Source organism: Gordonia aurantiaca (genome assembly GCF_039939235.1).
GTDB lineage: Bacteria > Actinomycetota > Actinomycetes > Mycobacteriales > Mycobacteriaceae > Gordonia.
Map to the genome: position 1 here is coordinate 1,010,808 of NZ_JBDUUF010000001.1, position 13,580 is coordinate 1,024,387.

Here is a 13,580-nt window from a genome sequence, read left to right on the forward strand (position 1 = left end):
CACGCGGATCACCGGTCCGTGTGAGGTCTGGGCCAAATCCGTCACCCGGCGTGACACGGACCACTCGATCACGTACGATCTCACTCGGTTAATCCCTACTAACTGAAGGGTCGATGGTGACCAGCACGCTCGACGGCTTCCGGGCCGTGCATCAGCAGAATCTGGATCTGCTCCGCCAACGCCTCGCGAAGGTCGCCGAGGGCGGCGGGGCAAAGGCGCGCGAGCGCCACGTCGCCCGCGGCAAGCTCCTCCCGCGCGACCGGGTGAACGGCCTGCTCGACGTCGGGTCGCCGTTCATCGAGGTCGCGCCGCTGGCGGCCTTCGGGATGTACGACGACAAGGCGCCCGCGGCGGGTGTCATCGCCGGGGTCGGCCGGGTGTCCGGCCGGGAGTGCATGATCGTCGCCAACGACGCCACGGTGTCGGGCGGCACGTACTACCCGATCACCGTCAAGAAGCACCTGCGCGCCCAGGAGATCGCGGCCGCCAACCGATTGCCCTGCATCTACCTGGTCGATTCCGGTGGCGCGATGCTGCTGCAACAGGACGAGGTGTTCCCCGATCGCGACCACTTCGGCCGCATCTTCTACAACCAGGCGAACATGAGCGCCGCGGGCATCCCGCAGATCGCGGCCGTGCTCGGGTCGTCCACGGCCGGCGGCGCGTACGTCCCCGCGATGAGCGACGAGACCGTCATCGTGCGTAACCAGGGCACCATCTTCCTCGCCGGCCCGCCGCTGGTGAAGGCCGCGACCGGCGAGGACGTCTCGGCCGAGGACCTCGGTGGCGGGGCCATGCACTCGTCGGTCTCCGGCGTCACCGACCATCTCGTCGACAACGACCAGCAGGCCCTCGCCAAGGTTCGCGAGATCGTCGCGACACTCGGCCCGCGGGAGGCGCCACAGTGGGAGACCATCCCGTCGCGCGACCCGCTCCGGCCCCAGACCGACATCTACGACGTGGTCCCGACGGATCCGCGCACCCCTTACGACGTGCGCGAGGTCATCGAGATCATGTGCGACGCGGGCGAGTACACCGAGTTCAAGGCGAACTACGGCACCAGCCTCGTCACCGTATTCGCGCACATCCATGGTCACCCGGTGGGCATCGTCGCCAACAACGGCGTGCTGTTCAGCGAATCCGCCCTCAAGGGGGCGCATTTCATCGAGCTGTGCGACCAGCGGAGGATTCCGCTGGTCTTCCTGCAGAACATCACCGGGTTCATGGTCGGCAAGGCCTACGAACAGGGCGGTATCGCCAAGCACGGCGCCAAGATGGTCAACGCGGTCGCATGTGCGCGTGTCCCGAAGTTCACCGTGATGATCGGCGGTTCCTTCGGTGCAGGCAACTACTCGATGTGCGGCCGCGCCTACTCGCCACGGTTCCTGTGGATGTGGCCCAATGCCCGCATCTCGGTCATGGGCGGTCCGCAGGCCGCCGACACCCTGGCGACGGTGCGCCGCAACCAGATCGAGCGGTCCGGCGAGACCTGGCCGGCCGCGGACGAGGAAGCGTTCAAGGCGCCGATCCGCGAGCAGTTCGAGCGTCAGTCCGACGCCTACTACTCGACCGCGCGCCTCTGGGACGACGGCATCGTCGACCCGGCCCAGACCCGCACCCTGCTCGGTCTCGCCCTCGAGGCGGCGCGCTACGCGCCGCTCACCGACCCGCGCTATGGCGTTTTCCGGATGTGAGCGCGATGGTGGAGGTACAGGCGCAGATCACCGAATCACGCGATCACGAGCTCTGCAGACACAACCCCGACTCACGAAGGACCCCGACTGTGAGCACCAGACCCATCCGCAGCGTCCTGGTGGCGAACCGCGGTGAGATCGCCTGCCGGGTGATCGACACGCTGCGCCGCATGGGAATCCGCAGCATCGCCGTCTATTCCGACGCCGACGCGCAGGCGCGCCACGTCCGCGAGGCCGACGTCGCGGTGCGCATCGGGCCCGCCGCGGCGGCCCGGAGCTACCTGGATATCGAGGCGGTCGTGGACGCCGCACGCAAGACCGGCGCCGACGCCGTCCACCCCGGATACGGATTCCTCTCGGAGAACCAGAAATTCGCTGCGGCGCTGGCGGAGGCGGGCATCGTGTTCATCGGCCCGCCCGCCGAGGCCATCGCGACGATGGGCGACAAGATCACCGCGCGTGCCGCCGTGACCGACCGCGATGTGCCGGTGGTCCCCGGCCTGTCACGGCCGGGGTTGTCCGACGACGACCTCATCGCCGCCGCACCCGACATCGGGTTCCCGGTGCTCATCAAGCCCAGCGCGGGCGGTGGCGGCAAGGGCATGCACCGCGTCGCCGACCCGGCCGAGCTGCCCGCGGCCCTGCAGCGGGCCCGTCGCGAGGCCGGCGCAGCGTTCGGCGACGATGCACTGTTCATCGAGCACTTCGTCGACACCCCACGACACATCGAGGTGCAGATCCTCGCCGACGAGCACGGCAACGTCGTCCATCTCGGCGAGCGTGAATGCTCCCTGCAGCGTCGGCATCAGAAGGTCATCGAGGAGGCGCCCTCGGCGTTGCTCGACGCCGACACCCGGGCCCGCATCGGCCGGGCGGCCTGCGACGCCGCCCGCTCGGTCGGTTACACCGGTGCGGGTACCGTCGAGTTCATCGTCTCGGCGCACAAGCCGGACGAGTTCTTCTTCATGGAGATGAACACCCGCCTGCAGGTCGAGCACCCGGTCACCGAGCTCGTCACCGGCATCGACCTGGTGGAGCAGCAGATTCGCGTCGCCCGCGGCGAGAAGCTCGGGTTCGCCCAGGACGACATCGCCCTGACCGGCCATGCGATCGAGGCCCGTGTCTACGCCGAGGATCCCGCCCGCGGCTTCCTGCCGACCGGCGGCACCATCGAGCACCTCGTGGAGCCCGACACCTCGCCGGGCAGCGGCGTCCGCGTCGACTCGGCGATGCTCGAGGGGTTGGAGGTCGGCAGCGACTACGATCCGATGCTCGCGAAGGTGATCGCGTACGGCAGCGACCGTGAGGAGGCCCTCGAACGCCTCGACCAGGCACTCGCGCACACGCGGGTGCTCGGCGTGGTCACCAACATCGACTTCTGCCGATTCGTGCTGCGGCAGCCGGCCGTCGCCGCCGCCGACCTCGACACCGAACTACTCGACCGGCTCGTCGCCGACTACGTCGTGCCGGATCCCTCACCCGAGGCGCAGGTCCTGGTCGGGCTCGCCCGCATCGGCACCCGCGACCCCGGCGACGTGTGGTCGTCGTCGGTCGGCTGGCGCATGGGCGAACCCGCCCCGGTGATCACCCGCCTGGTGGGCGGCGGTCACCATTCGACGGTGTCTATCCACGTCGAACACGCCGACGCGCGGTCGATCTCCGGAAAGGCGACGGTTGTCGCCGAGGAGGTCGAGGATGCCGAGCCGTGGACGGCCGACGTCGTCTATCTCCCCTCGGTGGACGGCCGCGGCGCCGACCGGCTGATCGTCGACGGTGTCAGCCAGTCGTGGTCGTCGACGCTCATCGGTGAATCATGGTGGATCTCAGGTCCTTCCGGCACATGGATGCTCGACCTCGCCCGCCCGATCCTCGACGAGGCCGCCGACGAGCGCGCCGGCGAGATCACCAGTCCGATGCCCGGCACCGTCGTCGCGGTGAGCGCGAACTCCGGCGACGACGTCTCCTCCGGCGCCCCGGTGGTCGTCGTCGAGGCCATGAAGATGGAACACACGCTCTCCGCCCCGATCAGCGGCACCGCCGAGGTGACGGTCGAGGTAGGGGACAAGGTCGACGCCGGGCAGGTCCTGGCCGTCATCACGCCGATCGACTAGAACGAGAAGGACTTTCATGGAACTCACCCAGGAATACCTCGACCTCAGGGAGTCGGTGCGCGACTTCGCGCAGAGTGTGGTGGCCCCGGTGGCCGCCAAACATGATGCCGAGCACAGCTTCCCGTACGAGGTCGTCGACCAGATGGGCAAGATGGGTCTGTTCGGCCTGCCGTTCCCCGAGGAGTACGGCGGCATGGGCGGCGACTACTTCGCCCTCGCGCTCGCGTTGGAGGAACTCGGCAAGGTCGATCAGTCGGTGGCCATCACCCTCGAGGCCGGTGTGAGCCTCGGCGCAATGCCGATCCACAAGTTCGGCACCGAGGAGCAGAAGCGCGAGTACCTGCCCGATCTCGTCTCCGGCCGGGCGCTGGCCGGTTTCGGTCTCACCGAGCCGGGCGCCGGTTCGGACGCGGGCGCCACCGCGACCACCGCCCGCGATGACGGCGACTCGTGGATCATCAACGGCAACAAGCAGTTCATCACCAACTCCGGCACCGACATCACCTCGCTGGTCACCGTCACCGCGGTCACCGGTGTGAAGGAGAACGGTAAGAAGGAGATCTCGACGATCATCGTGCCCTCGGGGACACCGGGATTCACCGCCGAACCGGCCTACAACAAGGTCGGCTGGAACGCCTCCGATACCCACCCGCTGACCTTCAGCGACGTCCGGGTTCCCAAGGAGAACCTCCTCGGCGAACGCGGCCGCGGCTACGCGAACTTCCTGTCGATCCTCGACGAGGGACGAATCGCGATCGCGGCGCTGGCCACCGGCGCCGCACAGGGCTGCGTCGACGAAAGCGTCAAGTACGCCAAGGAGCGGCAGTCGTTCGGCAAGCCGATCGGCGAGTACCAGTCGGTGTCCTTCGCCATCGCGCGCATGGAGGCGCGTGCACACACGGCGCGCCTGGCCTATTACGACGCGGCCGCGAAGATGCTGGCGGGCAAGCCGTTCAAGAAGGAGGCGTCGATCGCGAAGATGATCGCGAGCGAGGCCGCGATGGACAACGCGCGGATGGCGACCCAGATCCATGGCGGTTACGGCTTCATGAACGAGTACCCGGTCGCCCGCCACTACCGTGACTCGAAGATCCTCGAGATCGGTGAGGGAACCACCGAGGTCCAGCTGATGCTCATCGCACGGGAGTTGGGATTCAATTGAGCGCACAGGAGAACACCGACGTCACCGGTTCCGGTGAGGCGCGCCGGGTGATCCAGCGCGGACTCTGGTTCGAGGAGTTCGAAGAGGGCACGATCTACGAACACCGTCCCGGCCGCACCGTGACCGAGGCCGACAACGTGCTGTTCACGACGCTGACGATGAACACCCAGGCGCTCCATCTCGACGCCGCGTGGTCGGCGCAGCAGCCGGGCTTCGGCGGTCATCGCCTGATCAACTCGATGTTCACGCTCTCGACGATCGTCGGTCTGTCGGTGAGCCAGCTGACGCAGGGCACACTGGTGGCGAACCTGGGGTTCTCCGAGGTGGCCTTTCCCGCGCCGCTGTTCGCCGGCGACACGCTCTACGCAGAGACCGTGTGCACCGGTAAGCGCGAATCCAGGTCACGGCCAGGGGAGGGCGTGGTGAACTTGACCCACATCGGCCGCAATCAGCACGGCGAGGTCGTCGCGCGAGCCGCGCGGGCCACGCTGGTGCGCAAACAACCTACGGAGTGACGACGATGGTCTTCGATGCGAGCGCGGACAATTCGCTGGTCGGCGGCACCAATCTGGGTGACCCTCAACTGTCGAACGCCTGGCTCCCGCCCGGTCCCGCGCTGCTGTTCTGCCCCGCCGACCGGCCCGAGCGCTACCAGAAGGCGCTCGACCGCGCGGACGTGGTGATCCTCGACCTCGAGGACGCGGTGTCGCCGGACAACCGGCCCGCCGCACGGGAGGCGTTGGTCGCCAACCCGATCGACCCCGACCGCACCATCGTGCGCATCAATCCGGCCGGGACCGGTGACTACCGCCGCGACCTCGCGGCAGTCGCGGAGACGAACTACCGCGTCGTCATGCAGGCCAAGGCCGAGGACGTGTCGTCGATCCTGGACACCGCGCTGCAGACGATCGCGCTCATCGAGACCCCGCTCGGCGCGACCCGGGCCAACGACATCGCCGCGACGTCGAACTGCATCGGCCTCATGTGGGGTGCCGAGGATCTGGTCGCCGGACTCGGCGGCACGTCGAGCCGCTTCGGCCCCGACGAGCCGCGTGCGGGGGAGTACCGCGACGTGGCGTCCTGGGTCCGCTCGATGGTGCGCATCGCCGCGGCCGCCCACGGCAAATTCGCCATCGACTCCGTACATCTCGACATCGAGGACGTCGACGGGCTCATCGCAGAGGTGCGCGACGCGGTGGCCCTCGGCTACACCGCGACCGCGTGCATCCACCCGTCGCAGGTCGAGCACATCCGCGCCGGCTACCGGCCGTCCGACGAGTCCGTCGAATGGGCCCGGCGCGTCCTGGCCGGCGCCGCCGAGCACAACGGCGGGGTCTTCAGCCTCGACGGACAGATGATCGACGGCCCGGTGTTGCGCCAGGCCGAGGTCGTCCTCTCCCGGGTGCCCACAGCGGGCGCCGAAGGATCCTGAACTGCAGAGTCCTGAACTGCAGAGTCCTGAGCTGCAGAAGTCCTGAACTGCAGGAGTCCTGAACTGCAGAATCCTGAACCGCCGTTTCCCGACGTATTCCGAATTCCCCGACAGACCGGAGCACGAGATGAGCAAAGACGCTCCCGCCCTGAACCTCGCACACACCCGGGGGCCCGACCTCCCGCCCCTTCTCGAGGAGACGATCGGACAGACCCTCGCGCGCACCGTCGAGCAGTACGGTGAGCGGGTCGCCCTCATCGACGCCGTCGCGGGACGGCAATGGACCTACGCCGAATTCCATCGCGACGTCCGTGCGCTTGCCGCCGGACTGCTGCGTCTCGGTGTCACCCCGGGTGATCGGGTCGGGCTGTGGGCGCCGAACCGCTTCGAGTGGGTGCTGGCCCAGTACGCGACCGCCGAGATCGGCGCCATCCTGGTCAACATCAATCCCGCCTACCGTCAGAACGAGCTCGAATACGCGCTCACCCAGTCCGGCACCAGCGTCGTGCTCGCCGCAGAACGGTTCAAGGACTCCGGGTACGCGACGATGCTCGCGGAGGCGCGGCCGAAGTGTCCCGACGTGCGCAGCGTCGTGCTGTTCGAGTCGCCGGAGTGGGCGGAACTGACCGCGCCGGCGTCGGAGACCGAGCTCGCCCGCGTCGCCGAGATCGCCGCCTCGCTCTCGCCCGACGACGCGGTCAACATCCAGTACACCTCGGGTACAACGGGTTTCCCCAAGGGAGCGACCCTGTCGCACCGCAACATCGGCAACAACGGCTACCTGGTGGGCGAACTGCTCGGCTACACCGCCGACGACCGGATCTGTATCCCGGTGCCCTTCTACCACTGCTTCGGCATGGTGATGGGCAACCTCGCCGCCACGAGCCACGGTGCGGCCATGGTGATCCCGGGACCCGCCTTCGATCCGCAGGCCGCGCTCGACGCCGTCGAGAAGTTCCGCTGCACCAGCCTCTACGGTGTGCCGACGATGTTCATCGCCGAACTCGCGCTGCTCGACTCGATTCCGGAGGACCGACGTCCCGACCTGTCGTCGTTGCGGACCGGGATCATGGCCGGCTCGCCGTGTCCGGAACACACCATGCGCCAGGTCGTCGACCGTATGCACATGAGCGAGGTGTCGATCTGCTACGGAATGACCGAGACGTCGCCGGTGTCCACCCAGACCCGGGTCGACGACCCGCTCGAACTGCGCGTCGGCACCGTCGGGCGTGTGGGCCCGCATCTCGAGATCAAGGTCGTCGACCCGGTCACCGGAGAGACGCTGGGACGCAACGAGACCGGTGAGCTCTGCACTCGCGGCTACTCGGTGATGAAGGGCTACTGGAACGATCCGGAGAAGACCGCCGAGGCGATCGACCCCGATGGGTGGATGCACACCGGCGACCTCGCCGAGATGGACGACGCCGGCTACGTCCGGATCACCGGTCGTATCAAGGACATGGTCATCCGGGGCGGCGAGAACATCTATCCGCGCGAGATCGAGGAGTTCCTCTACACCCATCCCGACATCCTCGACGCGCAGGTCATCGGCGTGCCCGACGAGAAGTACGGCGAGGAGCTCATGGCCTGGGTCCGGTTGCGCGACCACGCCGACGATCTCACCGCCGAGGACGTCAGGGCCTTCGCCGAGGGCAAGATCGCGCGCCACAAGATCCCGCGATACGTCCACGTGGTCAAGGAATTCCCGATGACCGTCACCGGGAAGGTGCGCAAGGTCGCGATGCGCGAAGAGGCGATTCACCTGCTGGAGGACCTGCGATGACGGGTTCGGTCTCGCCCGGCGCGGGGGTGCTCACCTCCTCCGATGCCGCGATCGAACGGTTCCGGCGTCACGTCGAGGGCCGATTCGGCGTCACCGCGACCGATTACGACGCGCTGTGGTCGTGGTCGGTACGTGAGCCGGCGAAGTTCTGGCGTGCGGTCTGGGAGTTCTTCGATCTCGACGCGCTCGCGGTCGAACCGCTCGCCGCCGGGGACGACGCCGTCCTCGCCGAGGCCCGGATGCCCGGGGCGCGCTGGTTCCCCGGCGTCAGACTCAACTACGTGGCACAGATCCTGCGGCACAACGATCTTCCCGGTGCGGCGATCGTCGGACTCGACGAGACCGGTGCGCGCTCGGAGATCGCGTGGTCGGAACTGCCCGGACAGATCGCCGCGATGGCCGCCACCCTGCGGCGGCAGGGCGTCGGTCCCGGTGACGTGGTCGCCGCCTATCTCCCGGACATCCCCGAGGCGGTCGTCGCGTTCCTCGCCACCGCGAGCCTCGGCGCGATCTGGTCGGGCTGCGGCCAGGACTACGCCCCGCAGGGGGCGGCGGGGCGGCTCGGACAGCTCCACCCGAAGGTGCTGTTCAGCGCCGCGGGATATCGATACGGCGGCAAGGACGTCGACAAGCGGGCCGACTCCGCCGAACTCGCCGGGCTGTTGCCGGACCTCGTCGCGCACATCATCGTCGACGGCGCGGTCGCGGCGTCGAAGGGGGAGGGGCCCGAGGTCATCTCCTACGCCGATGCGCTCGCCACGGAGGTCGGTGACTTCGCCCCGGTGCCCGTCGAATTCGACCATCCGCTCTGGGTCCTGTTCAGCTCCGGCACCACCGGACGGCCGAAGGGTATCGTCCACGGGCACGGCGGCGTGGTCGTCGAACATCTGAAAGCCACTGCGTTGCACGGTGATCTGTCCTCCGGCGACGTGTTCTTCTGGCAGACGGCACTCAGCTGGATGATGTGGAACTACCAGGTGGCCGGGCTGCTGTGCGGGTCGCGGATCGTCTGCTACAGCGGGTCGCCGCTGTACCCGGACGCCGACCGGCTGTGGCAGATCGTCGAGGCCGAGAAGGTCACCTACTTCGGCACGTCCCCGGGACAGCTGCAGGCTTCGCGCAAGGCGGGCCTGGAACCCGGTGCCCAGCATGATCTCTCGGCGCTGCGCACGCTCGGCAGCACCGGGTCCGCGCTCGCCCCGGACCTGTTCGTCTGGGTCGACGACCACGTGAAGCAGGGCCTGCCCATCTCGTCGATAAGCGGCGGCACCGACATCGTGTCGGCGTTCGCGGGCGGATCGACCGGCGTCCCGGTCGTCCCGGGTGAACTGTCGGTGCGCTATCTCGGTGTCTCGCTCGAGAGCTGGTCCCCCGACGGACGGCCGCAGGTGGGGGAGGTCGGTGAACTCGTCGTCACCGAACCCATGCCGTCGATGCCGGTGTTCTTCTGGGACGACCCGGACGGCGCGCGCTATCGGGCGGCGTACTTCGAACATCGGTGGGAGGGACCGACCTCCCATCCCGATGGTCCGGTGTGGCGGCACGGCGACTGGGTCACCGTCACCGAACGCGGATCGCTCGTCATCCACGGCCGCAGCGACGCGACGCTCAACCGCCATGGAATCCGCATGGGTTCGGCCGACATCTATGAGGTGGTCGAATCCCTCGACGAGATCGCCGAGGCCTTCGTGCTCGGCGTCGACGGGCCGGACGGCAAGTACTGGATGCCACTGTTCGTGACACTGGTGCCGGGCGCCGTGCTCGACGACGACCTTACCGATCGCATCGCCGTGGCGATCCGCGACCGGTTGTCGAAACGCCATGTGCCCGACGAGGTCATCGAGGCGCCCGGGATCCCGCACACCCGGACCGGCAAGAAGCTGGAGGTCCCGGTCACCGCGATCCTGGCCGGCCGCAAGGAGGTCAACATCGATCCCAGGTCGGTCGACGACCACTCGCTGATCGACTGGTATGCCGAGCTGGGTCGGGCGCATCGCTGGTAGCCGCCACCCGTCGCCCCGAAGCTCCTGGTGGCGTTCGCCGTCAACACAACTCCGTTCGTCGTCGACGAACTGTGCACAACGTCGGTGACAACGCGTGGGACATATGTACGGTGGTCATCGCTGTGCATACAGCGATGACGAATCGTGCATACGACCCGACGGTCAGATGTACTACCGTGGGCCGGGAGTCACGCATCGGGGAGGTGCGGGCAGCCGCATGCCGGTTGCCGTGGCGTGACCGACGCCCCGACCCGAGCCAGATGACCTGAACACGACGAGCCTGACCAGGAGATCGCCATGACGTACCCATCGGGGGGCTACGGGCAGCAGCCCGAGTCCGGCCAGTCCTACGGCCAGCACGGCCAGCAGGGCTACGGCCAGCAGTACCAGCAGGGCTACGGCCAGAATCCCCAGCAGTCCTACGGCCAGCAGAATTACGGCCAGCAGAACTACGGCCAGAACTACGGCCAGAACTACGGACAGTACGGATACGGCCAGCCGGTCAAGCCGCCGAGCCAGGGGCTGCCGGCCATCACCCCGAAGGTCCTCGCGGGCGTCGTAGGTGCCCTTGGTCTCGTGATGCTGTTCTGCGGCTACCTGCCCGCGGCGACGCTCGGCGACGAGTCGGTGAAGATCTTCCAGACCGAATACGTGGCGCCGTACGCACTCGTCGCGGTCGCCGGCTTCCTGGCGCTGTTCTCGCTCGTCCCTAACGTCAAGTCCCCGTCCGCGATCGTCGCGGCGCTGAGCGTGCCGGCCTTCTTCATCGCGCTGTTCCTGCTGATCGAGGTCGAATACGACACCGGTTCCGGCGCGATCGTCCTGCTGATCTTCGCGCTGCTGTCGGCGCTGCTCGGTATCGCGTGGCTGCTCGTCGACGCGGGCATCCTCAAGGTCGCCCCGGCCGCGGGCGCCGCGACCGCCGCCGTGTCGACGTCGGCCACCGCCGATGCCCCGGCCGCGCAGCAGTCGACCGGCACCGCGCAGGCGGGCGCCTACGGCACCGCACAGGGCCAGGCCCAGCAGTACGGTCAGCAGCAGTCCTCGGCGAGCTACGACCCGTCCACGTATTCACAGGCGCAGTCCGGCCAGGCCTCGGCGTACGGCTACGGCGGCTACACCCCGGGCCAGTACTCGGCCGGTGCGGCGACCCCGTCCGAGGGCGCCTCGGCATCCGGCGGACAGGCATCGGGTACCTCCGCGAGCGGTGCCTCGGCGTCCGAGTCCGGTGCCTCGTCGTCCGGTGCCTCCGCGTCGGAGGCGGACAACGCCACCACGGTGTTCCAGAAGCCCGAGCCGCCCCGGTCCAGCGGCAGCTGAGAATCGACGCCCTCCGGCGGCGGCCGGCCATCGACACCGTCCGGCGGCGGCCGGCCATCGACACCGTCCGGCGGCCGCCGGCCATCGACACCGTCCGGCGGCCGCCGGTAGTCGATACCGTCCGGCGGCAGCCGGGAATCGATTCGATTCGGTGACAGCAGGCTCTTCACGATGCCCCGTCGACATCCGTCGGCGGGGCATCGCCGTGTCTGTGTCCGAGTGTCTGGGCCCGGATGCCTGTGTCTTGATGTCTGTGTCCGGGTGTCGGGACCGAACCCGGTGGCGTGACCTGAGACGCTTTCCGCGGCTGTGCCCGGCGCGTCTACGACGACGCGACGGCCGCTCGTGTCAGGCTCATGACGATGCCCACTTTCAGGCCGGATTCGACCGCGGAGAACCTGGCGTCGCAGCTGCGCGCACTGCGGCGGTCCCGTCGTGCGCAGCGCACCGCCGCGGAGGGATCGGCGCGGCAACTCGCCGTCGTGGCATTCACAGTGCCGGCGCTCGCGCTGGTCACCCTGATCGTCGTCATGCTCACCGTCCTGCTGATGGCCGGCAGCGGCCTGACCGGTCTGCCGAGCGCCATCGCGTCGAGTTGGCTGGCCATCCACCAGGTTCCGGTCACGATCGCCGGCGTGACCATCGGCGTGCTGCCGTTGCTGCCGACCGTCGTCGTCGCGGTCGGCACCGCTCGCCTGACGGCCCGCGCGGTCGGCGGGACCACCGCCCCGGCCGCGCGCTCGCCGCACGACGTCTTCGACATCGGCGCGGTGGTGTTCTCGGCCGTGATCGGTCCGGTACTCATCACCGCGATGTCGCTGGCGATCGTGATGGACGGTGGCTCGGTGCTACCGGTGCAGACGCCGAACGCGCTGATCGCCTTCGCCTACACGATCGGCATCCACGCGGGTGCGGCGCTGGCCGGTGTCGTGTGGACGCGACGGCAGGATTTCGCCGCCCGATGGGGGATGTCGTACGCCGACCGGCGCGGCTTCAAATACGGCGTCGTGGCCGTGCTGGGCCTGATGGTCGCCGGCGGTGTGCTCGTGTGCCTGCGCATGCTGATGGCGCACACCCGCATCGGTGAGCTGATCGAGACCGGATACGACTTCGACGGCTACCTCGGCCTGACCATGCTGTCGCTGATGTACCTGCCGAACCTGATGGTCGCCGCCACCGCGATCCTCGTCGGCTCCGACGTCCAGCTGGGCGCGATGGCCGTCGACCTGGTCACCGTGCGCGGGGGAGCGGTGCCACCGGTGCCGGCGCTGGCCGTGCTCCCGGACGGTACCGGGGCAGGACAGTGGGGACTGCTCGGATTGGCCGCCCCCGCGGCCGTGGCGGTGTTCGTCGGGTGGCGGTGCCGTGACCTCAATCCCATCGCCCACGTGCGATCGATCGGCGTGGCCGCGGCGGTCGCCGCATCGGCGATGGTGATCGCGACCGGGACCGCGGGCGGCGAGCTCGGCGAGTTCGGCGACGCGGCGATCACCGTGTCGGCCGCCGGCGTGTACACACTCGGCTGGATTGCGGTGACCGGCATCGTCGTCGCATTCGTCTACGCCTTCCTGCCGTCGACCCGGGCGGCCCGCGCCGCCGTCGGCGACGAGTACTTCGACTCCGATGCCGATCTCGGCTTCGAGGACGAGTACGTCATCATCGCCGACCTCGACGACGAGGAGGAATACCTCGAGTTCCTCGGTGACGATGCCGTCGAGGATGAGTATGCCGTCGAGGATGAACACGAGGACGGAACCGCAGCGGGCCACGACCACCCCGGCCGCGACGAGCCGGGCCACGATGACGCGGGGTACGACGAGGACCTCGGCGGATCCGGGTACGAGACCGCCTACGTCGGCGACGAGGCCGACGAGGCGGCCGACTTCGAACCCGTTGTCGACGTCGCGGCCGACGCCGACACCCACGTTCCCCGGAATCAGGTCGTCATCGATCCCGCCGATCCCGCCGATCTCACCGACGATGTCGACTACGACCTCTACCCGGGAACACCGGGTGCGGGCCGGCGACGCTGAGACCCGCATGGACACCGGGACCGGACCCGGGCGCAGACCCGG

At 68.7% G+C, this 13,580-nt stretch carries 9 protein-coding genes; all 9 read left to right on the forward strand.

The genetic code is table 11. From position 1 onward, the window contains the following. The first annotated feature begins 113 nt into the window (after positions 1 to 113). The 9 genes from ABFT43_RS04625 to ABFT43_RS04665 all read left to right on the forward strand — a co-directional run bounded on the left by ABFT43_RS04625 (position 114) and on the right by ABFT43_RS04665 (position 13,538). The gene (locus ABFT43_RS04625) at positions 114 to 1,694 is read left to right on the forward strand and encodes a carboxyl transferase domain-containing protein (protein ID WP_347959182.1); all 1,581 of its coding nucleotides are present in this window, start codon (positions 114 to 116) and stop codon (positions 1,692 to 1,694) included. 89 nt (positions 1,695 to 1,783) lie between these two features. Next, positions 1,784 to 3,805, forward strand: coding sequence for an acetyl/propionyl/methylcrotonyl-CoA carboxylase subunit alpha (locus ABFT43_RS04630; RefSeq protein ID WP_347959183.1), 2,022 nt, complete (start codon positions 1,784 to 1,786; stop codon positions 3,803 to 3,805). 16 nt (positions 3,806 to 3,821) lie between these two features. Continuing rightward, entirely contained in the window at positions 3,822 to 4,967 is a 1,146-nt protein-coding gene (locus tag ABFT43_RS04635; protein WP_347959184.1) for an acyl-CoA dehydrogenase family protein, read from the forward strand. Continuing rightward, positions 4,964 to 5,482, forward strand: coding sequence for a MaoC family dehydratase (locus ABFT43_RS04640; RefSeq protein WP_347959185.1), 519 nt, complete (start codon positions 4,964 to 4,966; stop codon positions 5,480 to 5,482). Before ABFT43_RS04635 ends, ABFT43_RS04640 begins: the two co-directional genes overlap by 4 nt. A gap of 5 nt (positions 5,483 to 5,487) precedes the next feature. Then, positions 5,488 to 6,399, forward strand: coding sequence for an HpcH/HpaI aldolase/citrate lyase family protein (locus ABFT43_RS04645; protein ID WP_347959186.1), 912 nt, complete (start codon positions 5,488 to 5,490; stop codon positions 6,397 to 6,399). A 127-nt stretch (positions 6,400 to 6,526) separates the two neighbouring features. Next, positions 6,527 to 8,182 (forward strand): AMP-binding protein, encoded by a 1,656-nt coding sequence (locus tag ABFT43_RS04650; protein ID WP_347959187.1) that lies wholly within the window; start codon positions 6,527 to 6,529, stop codon positions 8,180 to 8,182. Then, positions 8,179 to 10,185 carry an acetoacetate--CoA ligase gene (locus tag ABFT43_RS04655; RefSeq protein ID WP_347959188.1) on the forward strand — a complete coding sequence of 669 codons (2,007 nt, stop codon included), beginning with the start codon at positions 8,179 to 8,181 and terminating at the stop codon, positions 10,183 to 10,185. The genes ABFT43_RS04650 and ABFT43_RS04655 overlap by 4 nt, the downstream gene beginning before the upstream one ends. Positions 10,186 to 10,482: 297 nt before the next feature. Beyond that, a complete protein-coding gene (locus ABFT43_RS04660) occupies positions 10,483 to 11,505 on the forward strand; it encodes a DUF5336 domain-containing protein (protein WP_347959189.1) in 1,023 nt (340 codons plus the stop codon). A gap of 362 nt (positions 11,506 to 11,867) precedes the next feature. After that, positions 11,868 to 13,538, forward strand: coding sequence for a cell division protein PerM (locus tag ABFT43_RS04665; protein WP_347959190.1), 1,671 nt, complete (start codon positions 11,868 to 11,870; stop codon positions 13,536 to 13,538). The last annotated feature ends 42 nt before the right edge of the window (positions 13,539 to 13,580 follow it).